Genomic DNA, 17,682 nt, shown 5'->3' on the forward strand with positions numbered 1-17,682 from the left:
ATATAAATAAAAATATATTTTGAATTAGTTGACAATTTATTGTTAAATGGCATAAAATAGCTTTTAACAAAGTATACAAATCTGAAGACGAGAAAGAGTAAAATAATGAACTGTTCCCCAGAGAGCCGGTAAAGTGCTGAAAGCCGGTGTTCAGACGTTATTTGAAAATCATCTCCGAGGAGCCGAGGCTGAAAGTAAGTAGGCCCGGACGGATGTCTACCGTTACAAAGAACGCGTATGTTAGTACGTTGCTAAGCGCTATTAGTGAAAAGCTAATAGAATTAGGGTGGTAACGCGGGTAAACCCGTCCCTACTTCATAGGGGCGGGTTTTTTGTGTGCTTTTAAAACATTCAAAGGAGTGATTGTAGATGAAGAAAGTAGATGTAAAAGAGTCAGCTGTAGGGAGAGAAACACGTATTCGTAAGCAGTGGAACGAACAAAGCATTTTTGAACAATCAATTCAGAATCGAGAAGGCGCGCAATCATTTGTGTTTTATGAAGGACCACCAACGGCGAACGGTTTACCACACGTCGGCCATGCACTTGGTCGAGCAATTAAAGATTTAGTAGCAAGATATAAAACGATGGCCGGTTATAAAGTAGTAAGAAAAGCAGGATGGGATACACACGGTTTACCTGTAGAATTAGGTGTTGAGAAGCAACTTGGTATTTCTGGTAAACATGAAATCGAAGAGTATGGAATTGAGCCGTTTATTAAGAAGTGTAAAGAGAGTGTATTCACATATGAAAAGCAGTGGCGTGAGTTCACAGAAAGTATCGGTTATTGGGTAGATATGGATGATCCATACGTTACTTTAGAAAATCCATATATCGAAAGTGTATGGCATATTTTAGGGACGATTCATGAAAAAGGCTTGTTATATAAAGGGCATAGAGTTTCACCGTACTGCCCAAGCTGTCAAACCTCCCTCAGCTCACATGAAGTTGCACAAGGGTATAAAACAGTAAAAGATTTAAGTGCAACAGTTAAGTTTAAAGTGGAAAATAGTGAAAATGAGTATTTCTTAGGTTGGACGACAACACCATGGACACTTCCAGCAAATGTTGCACTTGCTGTACATTCAAATATGGAATACGTTAAAGCGAAACAAGAAGGTCATGTATACATTGTTGCGAAAGAACGTGTACAAGAAGTATTAAAAGAAAACTATGAAGTATTATCTGTTCATAAAGGTGAAGAATTAGTAAATACATTTTACACAGCACCATTTCCAATGAAAGAAGTGACAAATGGTTACCGTGTTATTGCAGCGGATTTTGTAACGGCAGATAGTGGTACTGGACTCGTTCATATTGCTCCAGCATATGGGGAAGATGATTATAGAGTTGTTCAAAGTGAAGGATTGTCGTTCCTACATGTTGTAGATGGAAAAGGTGAGTATACAGATGCAGTACCATTTTTGAAAGGTAAATTTGTAAAAGATTGTGACGTTGATATCGTTCGTTATTTGGCGAAGGAAGGTTTGCTATATCATAAAGAAAAATATGAACATAGTTACCCGCATTGCTGGCGTTGTGATTCACCACTTCTTTATTATGCAGGAGAAAGTTGGTTAATCCGAACAACTGCAATTAAAGATACATTTTTAAAAAATAATGATTCTGTTACTTGGTATCCGGATCATATGAAACATGGACGTTTTGGTAAGTTTTTAGAAAATATGGTTGACTGGAATATTAGCCGAAATAGATATTGGGGAACACCATTAAACGTTTGGGAATGCGAAAGTTGCGATCATCAGTTCGCACCGAAAAGCATTGCTGAATTAAGAAAGCATAGTAAGAAAGAAACACCTGAAGATTTAGAATTGCATAAGCCGTATGTAGATGAAGTGCAAGTGTGCTGCGGGAAATGCGGAGGCACAATGAATCGCACACCAGAAGTAATCGATGTTTGGTTTGATAGTGGTTCTATGCCATTTGCACAATATCATTACCCGTTTGAAAATAAAGATTTATTTGAAGAGCAGTTTCCAGCGGATGTTATTGCAGAAGGAATTGATCAAACACGCGGCTGGTTTTATAGTTTATTAGCAGTATCAGCACTATATACAGGTAAAGTGCCGTATAAACGAGTTTTATCACTAGGGCATGTTTTAGATGAAGAAGGACAAAAAATGTCTAAAAGTAAAGGCAATGCACTAGATCCAGTTGATTTAGTAGAGAAGTTTGGTGCAGATGCGCTAAGATGGGCTTTACTCGTTGATAGTGCCCCGTGGAATGCGAAGCGTTTTTCTGAAAGAACAGTACTGGAAGCGAAATCTAAATTTGTAGATACATTAGTCAATGTGTATAGCTTCTACGTTTTATATGCAAATTTAGATGAGTATAATCCGAAAGAAACGTATGACGTAAAGCTTACGAAATTAGACGAATGGGTATTATCAAGATTGCATAGTACAACGAAAAAAGTGAGAACAGCACTTGATGAGTATCAATTTACGAATGCAGCTCGTGAAATTGCAGCACTTGTAGATGAAGTGAGTAACTGGTATGTAAGACGTTCACGTAATCGTTTCTGGGAATCTGGTATGAACGCTGAAAAAGCATCTGCCTATGAGACACTTCATGAAGTGCTTGTAACAATTAGTAAATTAATTGCACCATTTACACCGTTTGTCGGGGAAGACATTCATCTGAATTTAGAAGGAAGTAGCGTTCATTTAGCGGATTATCCAGTTGTAAATGAATCACTAATTCAGCCGAAATTAGAAGCGGAAATGGATGCTGTTTTACAAGTTGTCGAACTTGGAAGAAGTAACCGTAATCAGCATTCTTTAAAAGTAAAACAGCCGTTAGCTGAGCTTGTATTACTTGAGCATAAAGAGAATGATATCGATTGGGAATCTTATCGCGATATTGTAATGGATGAGTTAAATGTGAAAGCATTCCATGTTGAACTGGATGAAACGAAGTATACATCATATCAATTGAAGCTCAATTTTAAAACAGCAGGGCCGAAGTTCGGTAAAAATGTAAATGCAGTAAACGGCTGGTTAAAACAATTATCACAAGAAGAAGTACAAAACTTTGTATCAACAGAAAGAGCAGTTTACGAAGCAACATCAGGAGCAGATGTGGTTGTAACCGCTGAAGATGTGTTAGTTGAGAAAGTTGCAAAATCAGGATTCTCTAATACGACTAACGGACAATATACGGTTATGTTAGATACGAATGTAACGGAAGAATTGTTACAAGAAGGAGTAGCTCGTGAATTCATTCGTGCGGTTCAAGAATATCGTAAGCAGTTGAATTTACCAGTTAACTTACGAGTTGATGTGATTCTTGATGCAGAGGAAGAACTACAGCAAACGTTAACGAATCATAAACATCTATTGGAAGAAAACTTACTCGTCAAGCAATTTACATTTGGCCACTTAACAAATGAAGACGACGAGCTTTCTTTAGGGGAGACAAAACTCCGAATTAAGTTAAGCGAGGCTAATTAATGAAAAAAGGAAGTTGGAATCATTCCAACTTCCTTTTTTGTATGAAGGGAGATTAACCCGATGATTTCCTCATAATCCACTCGATAGGGACACTGGAAAATTTCTTTCTTCATATTTTAAAAGTATAAGGTTGAAAGAATTGATAAAGAAATATATTTCTAAAATATTGTTTTCGTTTTACACATAAATATTGAGAAAATTTCACTTACCCAAAATGTAAAGGTAATAGAATTGCTCGTATAGAATTACTCGTAGATTCACTTTATTTCGTTACTTGTCGACAGTAATAGCCTTATAGAAATGGGGTAAAGGTTTCAATTTATTAGGGGGAGTGGTTTTATGTTAAACAAAAAAATGGTGGCAATGGCAATGACTGTACCATTAGTAATGGGGACGATTTCTACAGTTTCCGCATTGGAAAAGAAGCAAGTAAAGGTAGAAGCTTATTCACCACAGAAAAAAGCAGTTGAATATTTAAAAGGGAATGCCAATCAGTATGGATTAAAGCCCGATCTTTCAGACTTGCAATATATTTCTACAACAGAAACGTCAGTAGCTTCATATGTTAGGTTCCAACAAGTAGTAAATGGCGCGCCTGTATTTTCAAAACAAATTACGGTTACTCTTAACGGAGAGGGAAAAGGAGTACTTGCTGTTTCTGATTATCAACCTGTTACAGGTGTGAAAGAAGTAACGACAAAAATTAGTGAAAAAGATGCAATACAAAAATCAATGGCGTATGTTGGAGAAGCGAGTGAGCAAAACTTATGGGCTCCTACAGAAAAAGAATTCGGATATATTGTAGAAGAAGGTGTCGCTCTTCCAGTATATAAAGTGGTAGTCCATTCTAATAATCCATTCGGTGCATGGGAAACATTTATTGATGCAGAAAATGGAAAGTTAATTAAAAAGGTTGATATAAACCGAAAAGCTGAAGGGTCAGGAAAAGTATTTTTACCTAACCCTGTCGTATCTAGCGGTAGTAAAGTAGGATTAAAAGATAATAATGATGCAGATTCAACAGCTCTAACGAACCAATTGAAGACTGTTACGTTAAAAGGTTTAGATGGAACAGGATTTTTAATTGGAGAGTATGTAACGATTTCTTCAAAAGCGAAGACGAAATCTACAAACTTACAATTTAACTATACACGTGCAAATGATAGCTTTGAAGATGTTATGTCGTATTATCATATCGATACATTGCAGCGCTATATTCAAGGACTAGGCTTTAAAAATATTAATAATCGTTCGATTAAAGTAAATGTTAATGGTACAACGGATGATAACTCATTCTATTCTCCATCAACGAAAGCTTTAACTTTCGGTACTGGCGGAGTTGATGATGCAGAAGATGCTGGTATTATCGCGCATGAATACGGCCATTCAATTCAAGACAATCAAGTGCCTGGATTCGGTAGCTCACCAGAAGGTGGAGCAATGGGAGAAGGATTTGGTGATTTCTTAGGTGCTACTTATGAAGATGCAGTGTCGACTACAGGGTACGGAAAAGCATGTGTTGGAGAATGGGATGCGACAGCTTATTCTAGTTCGGATCCAACATGCTTACGCCGATTAGATACGAATAAAGTATATCCGAAAGATATTACGAATGAAGTACATGATGATGGGGAAATTTGGGCTCAAGGACAATACGAAATGGCACAAGCTTTTGGCCGTGATGTAGCAACAAAAATTATTTTACAATCACATTGGTCATTAACGCCAAATGCTAAATTCCGTGATGGAGCAAAAGCAATTAAGCAAGCGGATGCTCTTCTATATGGCGGACAACATGCTGCTGATATCGATCGTATTTGGGCAGCAAGAGGAATTAGTACGAATTAATATAAAAAGTCGTGGCGTTTATAAGCCACGACTTTTTAATTTACATAAGAATTGGTACTAGTAAATAAATTAATATCAATGATAATGTGAATACATCCGCATCCTCATTTACTTTTTAGATTCTTTAAAAACAAAATGCTCTTTAAATTTTCTAGACTCAACTTTTTGACCGTTTCGCATCGAGCGGAAAGGGTGTTCTTGCCACGTAATAATCACGTCAACCTCATCTGCTTTTGTAGAAATAGGTAAGTTAGCATGTTCAAATCCAGTTTTGTTGCTTGCTAAACGACTTTCCTTTAGGGAAAAGAGTTCATATTTCGTTTTTGTATTTGGCTCGTTGCGGAAGACTTCAACTTGTACGTTATACACTTCGCTTTTTCCGAGATTTTTTACAGAGAAATAATATGTTTGAAATACACCTTTTTTAGGTTGCAACAATTTTTCACTCGTTTTTTTCACTTCATCAATATTCACTTGCCATTGATTAGAATGTTGAGAGATTGGTAAAGATTTTGGTGAATATGCGTACGTTTCATTTACTACAATTAGGCATAACAAAAGGAGAAAGAAACTAATTGCTTTTTTCATATGTACACCTCCGCTACAATTTTGCTATTAATATGCGTGGGAAATATGTAAATTATGTAATAAAATGGAAAAATATACAGAGCATGAAAAAGACTAGTGTAAATCTAAATGGGAAAATAATAATAGAACATGAAAAATACGCATATATAACGGTAGATGAAGAATCTTAAATAAAAAGGCTTGCGTTTTATAAAATAAAGAGATAGAATACTCTGTAAATATAAAAAGTGATGATCAGGAAAAGTACATGATGCAAAGGTCTACAGAGAGCAATCGGTTGCTGGGAAGATTGCGATACCGCATGATGGAAAGACACCTGTGAGTGTTGCTTTGAACGTGATTATTAGTAAAAGCAAACGGTACCTACCGTTATCAGGGCTAAGATGGTCATTGTGACAATTTGGGTGGTACCGCGGAAAAAATCCGTCCCTATTTCTAGGGGCGGATTTTTGTATTCTTTGAAAGGAGGTGAGTGAACGTGGATGACGACGATGACAACAATAACGTAAATAAAATGAAAACTATTGGAGGGAAATATAATGGGGCAAATAATGAAGCGTTCACTCACTCAAGCGAGTACAGAGCATGTTGGAAAAGTGGTACTCTTACAAGGGTGGGTAAAAAAGATCCGTCATCTAGGTAATGTTAGTTTTTTATTATTACGGGACCGAACGGGAGTTATTCAATGTGTATTAGAAAACGAGTTAGCTGGATACAAAGTTGATGTAGAAAGTGTCGTTCAAATAGTTGGTGAAATTGTAGAGACTTCGAAAACAGAATTAGGGGTTGAAGTACTTGCTCATGAAGTGAAAGTATTAAATGGTGCAGAACAACTTCCATTTGAATTAAATAAAAAGAAATTACAAGTTGGTTTAGATCAACTATTGAATGAACGAGTATTATCGTTAAGACATGAGCGAACCGCGGCGATATTTAAAGTGAAAGCTACACTCGCTCAAAGTTTTAGTGACTATTTAACGGAGAACGATTTCATACGTATATTTACGCCGAAAATTGTTTCGCAAGGGGCAGAAGGAGGAGCGAATGTTTTTAAGCTTCCATATTTCCAAAAAGAAGCTTATTTAGCTCAATCACCACAGTTTTATAAACAAATGATGGTAGCGGGAGGATTGGAACGTGTTTTTGAAATTGCACCTGTTTACAGAGCGGAACATCACAACTCTTCCCGTCATTTGAATGAATATATATCGTTAGACGTAGAGCTTGGATTTATCGATGATTTTCATGAAGTGATGCAATTAGAAACGGATGTTTTACGGTATATGTTTCAGCAAGTAGGAGAAACATGTGAGAAAGAACTACAACAATTACAAATAGAAGTACCTGTCATTACTGAAATACCGAAAATTACATTGTCAGAAGCACAAGAGATTTTGAAAAGTAAGTATCGAAAAGAATCACCGATTGGAGATTTAGATACAGAAGGTGAAAAGTTACTAGGGAAATATGTGAAAGAAACATATAATAGTGAATTTGTTTTCATTACACATTATCCGAAAGAAGCGAGACCGATGTATACGATGCCGAATAACGAGAATCCATCTATTACTGATTCGTTCGACTTACTATATAAAGGATTAGAGATTACGTCAGGTGCACAGCGTATTGATAATTATGATATGTTACTCGCATCTTTTAAAGAAAAAGGATTACACCTAGAGAAATTTCAATCTTATTTAAATACATTCCGATACGGTTGTCCACCGCATGGCGGTTTCGGTATTGGGTTAGAAAGGATTGTATATAAACTTTTAGAATTAACGAACGTACGAGAGGCGAGTGCTTTTCCGAGAGATTGTACACGTCTTACACCATAAAAAAGAACCTTCGCGATTATCGCGAGGATTCTTTTTTTATGTTCTTTTATTTTTACATTGAAAGTTTATAAAAAACCTTTTCGACAAAAAAATTAATATATACCTTGACAGTTATAAATATAACCGATATACTTCATATTAATTTCAAAAGAAAATATATTCTAAATATTAAAATGTGTTGAATAGGAGTAGTAAGGTCATGTATTTGTGCAGAGAGCTATGGGTTGGTGCGACATAGTCAAATGACATCCTGAACTCGCCTAGGAGCAGTAAGGTGGAACGGAATTACATTCTTAGTAAATCTTAACGGTTAACCTTCGATATTAGGTTTGTAATCAAACGATTACTACTAAGGTGGATTCATAATGGAATCAATAAGGGTGGTACCGCGTTAAGTAAATGGCTTAGCGTCTCTTTTTATAAAGAGATGCTGAGCCATTTTTTATTTTATAGAAAAAGAAATGGAGGGTTTATTCGGATAGGTATATAAAATTTAATTATTTATATAAAAAGATTTAATTAGGAGGAAAATAAGATGAAACAGACGGAGCAATGGACTTCGAAATTAGGATTTATAATGGCTGCAGCAGGATCAGCAATTGGATTAGGCGCAATATGGAAGTTTCCTTATATCGCTGGGAGGAGCGGGGGAGGAGCATTCTTTTTAATCTTTATATTATTTACTGTATTAATTGGTCTCCCGCTATTAATAGCTGAATTTATGATTGGACGCAGTACACAGAAACAAGCAGTTGGCGCATTTAAAAGTATTGCACCAAATACAGGATGGCACTGGATTGGACGCCTTGGCGTTGGAACGTGTTTTATATTACTTTCGTTTTATAGTGTTGTAGGTGGATGGGTATTGATTTATTTATTTAGAGGAGCAACTGGACAACTTATTACTCCGGGACAAAATTACGGTGCATTATTTACTGAAACAATTGGAAATCCCGCTTGGGCTATTACTGGACATTTCGCTTTTATGTTCATTACGATATGGGTTGTATCAAAAGGTGTACAAAACGGAATTGAAAAAGCAAGTAAATATATGTTACCAGCATTGTTCGTTTTATTTGTCGCCCTTATTATTCGTTCATTAACATTGGATAATGCAATGCAAGGTGTGAAGTTTTTCTTACAACCAGATTTCTCAAAGATTACTTCAGAAAGTATTTTGTTCGCAATGGGCCAATCGTTCTTTGCGATTAGTATCGGAATATCAATCATGGTTACGTATAGTTCCTATTTAAATAAAAAAGAAAGTTTACCAAAATCAGCAATAACAATTGTTGGATTGAATTTATTCGTTTCTTTATTTGCAGGTCTTGCAATTTTTCCAGCAGTATTTTCATTAGGAATGGAGCCGACGGAAGGGCCTGGATTGCTATTTATCGTATTACCATCTGTATTTAGTCAAATTCCATTTGGCGGATTGTTCTTAACGGTATTTCTTGCACTATTTACATTTGCCACATTAACATCGGCGTTTTCTCTACTAGAGACGGTTGTTTCAGCATTAGCAAATGGTGAACAAGAAAGAAGAACGAAACTATCATGGATCATTGGTTTCTGTATTTTCTTAGTAGGTATACCATCTGCGTTATCATTTGGAGTATGGAGTGATATTACGATTTTTGGTAAGAATATTTTTGATGCGGTAGACTTTTTATCTAGTAATATATTAATGCCACTAGGAGCGCTATTTATTAGTATTTTCGTATCATTCAAAATGGAAAAGAAGGTGCTAGAAGCAGAATTTTTTGTGGGTGGAAATTACGGAAAGAAAGTATTTACTTGTTGGGCATTTTTACTTCGGTTTGTAGCGCCACTTGCCATCATCATCGTCTTTTTAAATGTAATAGGAATTATTTAACATTAAATGTTATAATATACAGTAAAAAAGAAGGTGATGATTATAAAGGCGAATTTGATAGAAGCAGGGAAATACATGGACATTAGAGGGAAGAAGTTATATGTTGAAGCACATGGAAACCCTTAAAGTAAGCCTGTATTATACTTGCACGGCGGTCCAGGAGAGAGCTGTTATGATTTTTCATTTCATCAAGCGGAACGTTTAAAAGATTCTTTATATGTAATTATGATAGATCAAAGAGGTGTTTGTCGCTCAGAAGAAATTCTTGAGGACGAAGCTTTTGGATTAAATGATTTGATTGAAGATTGTGAAGAACTAAAAAAAGTATTGCAAATTGAGAAGTGGTCTGTAATTGGACATTCTTTCGGTGGATATGTAGCATTGTTATATGCATCGATATATCCAAGTTCAATAGAGAAAATAATATTTGAAGGACCAACTTTCGATTTTGCATTAACAAGTAGAGCTTTGTTACAAAAGACAGGGGATTTATTAAAAAAGTATGGAAAACAAGAAGTAGCAGAAGAGTCCATCGCTTATTCATCTAGCAATGCTAGTTCCGAAGAGTTGCTTGAAGCTTATATAAGATTAAGCGATGAATTAGAAGAAAAAAGAATGGAGATTTACAATAATAAGGAAGATAGGACAGATGAGAGTTTATACAGTGATCAAGAGTGGGAAATATTTTCAAAACGCTCCAAGATTCATTTTGATAGATTAAAATTAGAAGGCGCATGTCATACATCATTATTATCCAAAATAAAAGATGTACAAAATCCAATGTTATTACTTGTAGGAAAACATGATGTAGTAACGTGTGAAAAACAAATTGAAATATTTAATAAAGATGCTCGAAACGGCAAGTATATTGCATTTGAAGAGAGCGGTCATTCACCTCATTATGAGGAAGCAGATAGATTCGCAGAAACAGTCATGTATTTTTTGAAATGAAGAAAAGGGTGCTTCTATTAATGAGAAGCACCCTTTCTAAATTTCTGGATATGTGATTGTTATGTTAGGCCATTTACTTTGCCAATTCTTTTTAATAACTCTGTTTTTGTACATATGTATACGTCCTGTTGATTCGAGAAAATGAGCTGTTGCTCTCACTTGTAATGAAAGAACATCTTTAATACCGCACGGAGCTGTTAATATAACATTGTTTTTTTCGTCTAATGTAACCCCTAAAGCCGTTGCTGTTTCAGGGAATTTAGAAATAGCATCAACAGAAGAAGAATATGGTGGCATGTTGTTCACCACATGCATACGAGCTTGATTTTTAACCGACCAAGGTATAGAAGCATCCATATTTGTTAGTGTTTTCTCTACGGATTGTTCATATGTCTCGTCTTTATGTAATGGATCAAAATAGATGACATCAACGTCCGGTGTAGCAGTTCTTACTTCGTAGTTATGCAAAGTATCCCAAAGTTTAGAACGAACAAAACCGGCGCAAATCCACCAATCAGGTAGCTCTAGTGATTTTGCTATGTGTAATACGTCCATCATCCATTTGTCGTTTTCTATTAAGCGAATTACATCTTGTTCTGTTTGTATCTTCATTGATAAATTCACCTTCCTAGTAAATTAATGCATCAGTTCAATAATCCATAAAATCCAGTAAGCACCTGGTACGAACAACAGTTGTGCGAGTAAAGTACCGAGAAGTCTAGATATCATTAACCAACCATACATTTTACTCATAGATTCAGCACCATTTTCTGATTGTAAAGCACGCTCTGTTAATAGAGCAATGCGTGGATCGAGCAATACTGTTAATAAAATAGTAGCAAACCCATTCACAAGGCCAGAAGCTGTACTTGCATTTGTTGCGTAATCTGGATTTAGAAAAGAAGCATAAAGGGCAGAAAGAACACCTGCTGTATAAATTGCAGTAGCAAACATGTTAATAAGCATAATACGCTTTGGAATACCACCGATACGCAATCTATGAATCATTTCAAATCTTGGAAAGCGCACATATTTTTTTGTGTACTTTAATTTTTGAATGTTATTTGTTTTCATCATTCGAATGAAAGAACCATCTGTTTCAAAGTTTTGAATGACATATCCAAATAGTTTTGTCAAAGTTGGATAAAGAATAATCGCAAGTAATGTACCTATGGAAGCAGATAATAGTACAAGTCGTATAGTATGCTCTAAATTAATAGAAGCATCTCGTTTTGCTTCATCGACAATCCCGCCAATTAAAAAGGCTTGTAGTAAATTTGAAGTTCTTGAAATAAGTAATACCATTCCTACGACAGATAAGGCAACGACAATCTTTTTTAAACGAACACCAGCTAATCGAATACTATAAGAACTAGTTTCGACTGCGTGGATGACAATTGTGAAAGCCATTATAAAAATTAACGTAATTGACATTTGTTTCACCAGTTTCTATTGAATTAATTGTAACTTTCTTACTTTATCATATCTATCCGTCTAATGTAACCGAAACTATGTAACATAGAAAAAGTGATTTTTTTGAAAAAACAAATAATGGTAGTATAGTAGAGGTAGAGTAGTAAAAAAACCTTTAGTATTACATGTAAAGTAGGATAAGTGGGGGATTAAATATGTATACAACATTTTTATTTGATTTAGATGGAACAGTAACGGATCCTAAAAAGGGGATTGTAAATTCAGTTTTGTACGCGTTAGAAAAGGTTGGAATTGAAGAATTACATGTAAGTGAGTTAGATTCATTTATTGGTCCTCCTATTCAGCAATCATTCGTAGAGAGATATAATATGAATGAAGGAGAAGTTGAACGAGCTGTTTTTTATTTCAGGGAATATTTAAAGCAACGTGGGTTGTTGGAGAATAGTGTATACGAGGGTATTCCAAATCTCCTAAAACAATTAAAAGATAACGGAAATCGTTTATTTATAGCTACTTCAAAGCCTACTATTTTTGCTAGACAAGTAATAGAGCATTTTCAACTAACGAATTATTTTGAAGATATCATTGGAAGTAATTTGAATGGAACAAGAATAAAAAAAGAAGAAATAATTGCACATATTTTACTTCAGAATGAAGGACTTAATAAAGAGGAAGTTGTTATGATTGGAGATAGAAAGCACGATATAGTAGGTGCAAATCATAATGGAATTGCTTCAATTGGCGTTTTATATGGCTATGGTAGTGAAAATGAGTTGATTGAAGTTAGTTCGACCCATATAGCGAAGGATATAGAAGAACTACACCATTTTTGTATAGAAAATAGTTTAATAAAAAAATAAAAATAGAGACTAACAATCCCTTTATAACGTATGACGATGAAATCGTTTTTGTTTAAAGGGATTTTTCATATGTAATCGAATATGTATAATTAGACATTTTAGTATGAAAAATTTGTATGAATTAGAGGAGGGATGTCAGAAATGAAAGATTAGTAGAAATTTATCGAAAAAAGATTGAATTTTCAGTTTAAAGGAGGGGTATAATTGGAGCTAGTTATTATATTATTAGCACTTAGCTTACTTATGTTTGTAGCCTATAGAGGGTTTTCTGTTATTTTATTTGCACCAATTTTTGCATTATTTGCGGTATTTTTGACAGAACCTAGTTTTGTATTACCTTTCTTTTCTAATATTTTTATGGAGAAAATGGTAGGGTTTATTAAACTATATTTCCCGGTGTTTTTACTTGGAGCAATTTTTGGGAAAGTAGTTGAAATGTCAGGAATTGCTGATTCTATTGCAAAGACGATTGTAGAGTTGGTTGGAGAAAAACGTACAATTTTAGCGATTGTTTTAATGGGTGCTATTTTAACATATAGTGGTGTTAGTGTATATGTAGTGGTATTTGCTATATTTCCGTTTGCAGCTAAGCTTTTTCGACAAGCTAATATTCCAAAACGCTTAATACCTGGAACAATTGTCCTTGGAGCAGTAACATTTACAATGGATGCGCTCCCTGGATCACCACAAATTCAAAATGTAATACCTACAACATTTTTTAAAACGGATATTTATGCTGCACCGATACTTGGTATTGTAGGGGCAATTTTTGTACTCACGTTAGGTTTATTATATTTAGAGAGTAGGCGTAAGAAGGCAAAAGCAGCAGGTGAAGGATATTTTGGTTTTAACGACGGGAATACTGAAATGGCAGCATCTTTGGAATTAGAGCAGAAAGAAATACCGCTGTTAAATAGTTTAGAAATTACGAGGGCACAACAACTTATTGCTTTTATACCACTTATTTTAGTAGGTGTAATGAATAAAGTGTTTACTATTATGATACCGAAGTGGTATCCGAACGGTTTTGACTTTTCAGCAATTGGTATGAAAGCATTTGGAAAAGTAGAATTGAGTGCGGTAGTTGGAATATGGTCTGTAGAATTGGCACTTATAATAGGAATTTTAACAACTCTTTTATTATACTGGAAACGGGTAGTAACAGGATTTCAAGCTGGATTGAATACAAGTATAGGTGGAGCACTACTTGCAACAATGAACACTGGAGCAGAATTTGGTTTCGGTGGTGTCATTGCAGCACTTCCAGGTTTTGCAATTATGAGAGATGGCATTTCTGCAACGTTCACAAATCCTTTAGTGAATGGAGCGGTAACGACGAATATTTTAGCCGGTATTACAGGTTCTGCATCAGGAGGAATGGGGATTGTTTTAAGTGCGATGGGGGATAAATTTATTGCAGCAGCCAATCAATTTGATATCCCATTAGAAGTTATGCACCGTATCGTATCAATGGCATCAGGAGGAATGGATACATTACCACATAACGGGGCTATTATTACTATTCTTACAGTAACAGGTTTAACACATAAACAGTCATATAAAGATATATTTGCTATTACAGTTTTGAAAACGCTTGCTGTGTTTTTAGTTATCGCATTCTATACTATTACAGGAATTTATTAAAAATAGATACTATATGAATTGTAAAGGTTTATTTAGTTGATTTTTTATAAACTAAACATTAATAAGGGTAAGAAGGGGTGGAGTATTTGCAAGAAGTTGCTGAGTTTCGTATGCCGAAGTCTGTACTATATGGAAGAAATTCGATTGAAAAGCTGGGGGAACAATCAAAGAAGTTTGGGAAAAGAGCTTTTATAGTTACTGATACAATTATGGAGAAATTAGGGTATGTTGAAAGGTGCATAAAACAGCTAAATAAGAAAGGGATTACTGTTATTACATATAATAAAGTGAATGCTGAGCCTACAAATTTACACGTATTAGAAGCGTTAACGATTTGTAAAGAAGGAAAGTGTGATTTTATTATCGGTATTGGTGGTGGAAGTTGTATTGATGCTGCGAAAGCAGTAGCGGTGTTATATACTAATGGTGGAGCAATTGAATATTACGTCCAAAAAGATGTTGAAATAGAAAATGATCCACTACCACTCATTGCAATTCCAACAACTTCAGGTACTGGGTCAGAAGTAACAAGTGTAGCAGTAATTACGAATAAAAAAACAGATGTAAAAATGATGATGAAGCATCCGAGTTTTACCCCGCAAGTAGCGATTATTGACCCGATATTAACAAGTTCGGTACCACCTCATATTACGGCAGCGACAGGTATAGATGCATTATGCCATGCAATTGAAGCATATATTTCTAAATTTTCTCAACCACTTACAGATGTACTTGCTCTTTCGGCTATTGAAAGTATTATGAAATATTTACGTATTGTATATGAAGATGGAGGTAATATGGAAGCAAGGGAAGCAATGATGATCGCTTCATTACAAGCTGGAATTGCATTCTCAAATGCATCTGTTACATTAGTTCATGGAATGTCAAGACCAGTAGGGGCGTTATTTCATGTACCACATGGTATATCAAATGCAATACTATTACCTACAGTTTTAGAATATACAAAAGTGAGTGCAACAAAAAGACTAGCGGAAATTGGACGTTGTTTAAATAAAGATATGTATTCCTATTGTGATGAAGAAATAGCCGATTATACGCTGAGGGAAATAAAAAAACTTTGTTTTGATCTTCGTATTCCAAATTTAAAAGAATACGGAATCGGTGAGGTTGAATTTGAAAATGCTATTTCAAAAATGGCCTCGGATGCAATTGAAAGTGGTAGCCCAGGAAATAATCCGCGAGTTCCTTCTTATAATGAAATTAAACAGTTGTATCGACAATGTTTTAATTATCAATATGAAGATTCTATAAAAACATTAGGGGTTTAATTTCAGAATATTCACATAAAATTTCCTTGGAAATAGTTAGAACAAGACTTTATATTATAAACTTAAAGTCTTGTTTTATTGTGTATAATATACATAATAAAACATTGTTATTAGTTTAGAAAAAAGTTTAGGTAGGTGTGTGTTATATATGAAAACGATAGGGCTTATAGGTGGTATGAGTTGGGAATCGACTTCGGAATATTATCGAATTTTAAATGAAGAGATAAAAAGTAGATTAGGGGGATTACACTCAGCAAAATGTTTGATTAATAGTGTGGATTTTGAAGAGATTGAACGATTCCAGTCTAACGGGGATTGGGATGGAGCAGGAGAAGTATTAGGGAATGCGGCGTATTCATTGCAGAAGGGAGGAGCAGATTTTATAATCATTTGCACAAATACAATGCATAAAGTAGTGGAGAAAATAAAAGAGAATATTAACATCCCCGTATTACATATTGCTGATACTACTGCAAAAGAAATTAAAAGAAAAGGTATTCAAACGATTGGTCTACTTGGAACGAAATATACAATGGAGCAAGATTTCTATAAGTCACGTATAGAAGAGAATAATATAAAAGTAATAGTACCAGTAGAAAAAAATAGAGAAAAATTAAATGAAATAATTTATACAGAATTATGTTTAGGAAAAATAACATCGCAATCTAGAGAATATTATAAAAGAGTCATAGAAGAGCTAGTGCAAAAAGGAGCACAGGGAATAATTTTAGGTTGTACAGAAATAGGATTATTAATAAAGCAGGAAGACGTATTAGTTCCGATATTTGATACAACTGTTATACATGCAATGGAAGCAGTAAATGTGTCTTTAGGAAATAGATTATAATTATATTATGTAAACTTAGTTCGTGTATGTGGAAAACATTCAGAAAATATTTTATAATGTAAGTGGTTACATTTAAGGGGGATGCGTATGTTTTCAGTTCAACCAATCGCATTTGTACATAATGAAAGAAAGGAAATAAAAGATGACGAATGGGGAGAAGTAAGATCCTGTATTACTTTAACTGAATTGTATACAGAGGAAAGTATACAAGGGATTGAAGAATTTTCTCATATTGAAGTTGTTTTTTATTTTCATAAAGTAAAGGATGAACAAATTCAATATGTTGCTAGACATCCTAGAAATAATAATGATTATCCTAAAGTAGGCATTTTTGCACAGCGCGGGAAAAATCGCCCGAATCGCTTAGGTGTAACAATTGTAAAAGTGATAAAAAGAGACGGTAAATCAATTATTGTTGAGGGATTAGATGCTATTGATGGCACCCCTATATTGGATATAAAACCGGTAATGAAAGAGTTTATGCCGAAAGAAGAAATTCTACAGCCTAAATGGGTAACGGATATAATGAGACAGTATTGGAAGGGGAATGGAGTAAAATGAGAATATATGAGGCAACAATTGCAGATTTAGATGGACTAGCATCAGTTTTTAATAACTATCGTATGTTTTACCGACAAGATTCCGATTTAGATGGTGCAAAAGTATTTTTACAAAATCGTATCGAGAGAAAAGAATCCGTTATTTTCGTAGCAGTTGAAGACGGTGAATATATTGGATTCACGCAACTATATCCATCATTTTCTTCCATTTCAATGAAAGAATTATGGATTTTAAATGATCTGTTTGTACAAGCCGCGAAGCGCGGAACTGGAACAGGTAAAAAATTATTAGAAGCTGCTAAAAAATTCGCATTAGAAAATGGCGCAAAAGGTGTAAAATTACAAACAGAGATTGATAATTTATCAGCACAGCGATTATACGCTGAAAATGGTTATTTAAGAGATAATCGTTATTTCCATTATGAATTAACATTTTAAAAAATGTAAGATTAAAAGAGACGTTTTCAAAATGAAAA

At 34.7% G+C, this 17,682-nt stretch carries 13 protein-coding genes, 1 pseudogene and 3 other annotated features; of the genes and pseudogenes, 11 read left to right on the forward strand and 3 right to left on the reverse strand.

Annotated features, from left to right (window positions below; translation table 11 throughout):
- The first annotated feature begins 75 nt into the window (after positions 1-75).
- Positions 76-315, forward strand: a binding site (T-box leader).
- A 54-nt stretch (positions 316-369) separates the two neighbouring features.
- Both ileS and JDS92_RS01925 read left to right on the forward strand, forming a co-directional pair.
- A complete protein-coding gene (gene ileS, locus JDS92_RS01920; RefSeq protein ID WP_199631436.1) occupies positions 370-3,471 on the forward strand; it encodes an isoleucine--tRNA ligase in 3,102 nt (1,033 codons plus the stop codon).
- 339 nt (positions 3,472-3,810) lie between these two features.
- Complete coding sequence (locus JDS92_RS01925) at positions 3,811-5,319, forward strand: M36 family metallopeptidase (RefSeq protein WP_098184377.1); 1,509 nt, start codon at positions 3,811-3,813, stop codon at positions 5,317-5,319.
- 108 nt (positions 5,320-5,427) lie between these two features.
- On the opposite strand, the gene JDS92_RS01930 is transcribed toward JDS92_RS01925, so the two are convergent.
- Entirely contained in the window at positions 5,428-5,907 is a 480-nt protein-coding gene (locus JDS92_RS01930; RefSeq protein WP_199631437.1) for a hypothetical protein, read from the reverse strand.
- Positions 5,908-6,128: 221 nt separating this feature from the next.
- Positions 6,129-6,341, forward strand: a binding site (T-box leader).
- A 105-nt stretch (positions 6,342-6,446) separates the two neighbouring features.
- On the opposite strand from JDS92_RS01930, the gene aspS reads away from it, so the two are divergent.
- The 3 genes and pseudogenes from aspS (at position 6,447) to JDS92_RS01945 (ending at position 10,572) form a co-directional block, all read left to right on the forward strand.
- Positions 6,447-7,745: an aspartate--tRNA(Asn) ligase gene (aspS, locus tag JDS92_RS01935; RefSeq protein WP_199631438.1), complete on the forward strand. Its 1,299-nt coding sequence runs from the start codon at positions 6,447-6,449 to the stop codon at positions 7,743-7,745.
- Positions 7,746-7,914: 169 nt separating this feature from the next.
- Positions 7,915-8,163 (forward strand) — a binding site (T-box leader).
- A 117-nt stretch (positions 8,164-8,280) separates the two neighbouring features.
- Positions 8,281-9,621, forward strand: a complete 1,341-nt coding sequence (locus tag JDS92_RS01940) for a sodium-dependent transporter (protein ID WP_199631439.1) — start codon at positions 8,281-8,283, stop codon at positions 9,619-9,621.
- 75 nt (positions 9,622-9,696) lie between these two features.
- Positions 9,697-10,572, forward strand: a pseudogene (locus JDS92_RS01945) (alpha/beta fold hydrolase).
- Between the two features lie 36 nt (positions 10,573-10,608).
- Here the strand turns inward: JDS92_RS01945 and JDS92_RS01950 are convergent.
- The gene (locus JDS92_RS01950; RefSeq protein WP_199631440.1) at positions 10,609-11,184 is read right to left on the reverse strand and encodes a nucleotidyltransferase family protein; all 576 of its coding nucleotides are present in this window, start codon (positions 11,182-11,184) and stop codon (positions 10,609-10,611) included.
- A gap of 24 nt (positions 11,185-11,208) precedes the next feature.
- Positions 11,209-12,006: a lipid II flippase family protein gene (locus JDS92_RS01955; protein ID WP_000028917.1), complete on the reverse strand. Its 798-nt coding sequence runs from the start codon at positions 12,004-12,006 to the stop codon at positions 11,209-11,211.
- 194 nt (positions 12,007-12,200) lie between these two features.
- On the opposite strand from JDS92_RS01955, the gene JDS92_RS01960 reads away from it, so the two are divergent.
- The 6 genes from JDS92_RS01960 to JDS92_RS01985 all read left to right on the forward strand — a co-directional run bounded on the left by JDS92_RS01960 (position 12,201) and on the right by JDS92_RS01985 (position 17,644).
- Positions 12,201-12,866: an HAD family hydrolase gene (locus tag JDS92_RS01960; protein WP_199631441.1), complete on the forward strand. Its 666-nt coding sequence runs from the start codon at positions 12,201-12,203 to the stop codon at positions 12,864-12,866.
- Positions 12,867-13,070: 204 nt separating this feature from the next.
- Complete coding sequence (locus tag JDS92_RS01965) at positions 13,071-14,510, forward strand: GntP family permease (protein ID WP_002065163.1); 1,440 nt, start codon at positions 13,071-13,073, stop codon at positions 14,508-14,510.
- Positions 14,511-14,596: 86 nt separating this feature from the next.
- Positions 14,597-15,799 (forward strand): iron-containing alcohol dehydrogenase, encoded by a 1,203-nt coding sequence (locus JDS92_RS01970; RefSeq protein WP_199631442.1) that lies wholly within the window; start codon positions 14,597-14,599, stop codon positions 15,797-15,799.
- 148 nt (positions 15,800-15,947) lie between these two features.
- Complete coding sequence (locus JDS92_RS01975; protein ID WP_000848589.1) at positions 15,948-16,646, forward strand: aspartate/glutamate racemase family protein; 699 nt, start codon at positions 15,948-15,950, stop codon at positions 16,644-16,646.
- An 87-nt stretch (positions 16,647-16,733) separates the two neighbouring features.
- A complete protein-coding gene (locus JDS92_RS01980; protein WP_199631443.1) occupies positions 16,734-17,207 on the forward strand; it encodes an SAM-dependent methyltransferase in 474 nt (157 codons plus the stop codon).
- Positions 17,204-17,644, forward strand: a complete 441-nt coding sequence (locus JDS92_RS01985; protein ID WP_001223858.1) for a GNAT family N-acetyltransferase — start codon at positions 17,204-17,206, stop codon at positions 17,642-17,644. The genes JDS92_RS01980 and JDS92_RS01985 overlap by 4 nt, the downstream gene beginning before the upstream one ends.
- Positions 17,645-17,682 lie beyond the last annotated feature (38 nt).

It is taken from the genome of Bacillus cereus group sp. N12 (assembly GCF_016483575.1).
GTDB classification, from domain to species: Bacteria; Bacillota; Bacilli; order Bacillales; family Bacillaceae_G; genus Bacillus_A; species Bacillus_A toyonensis.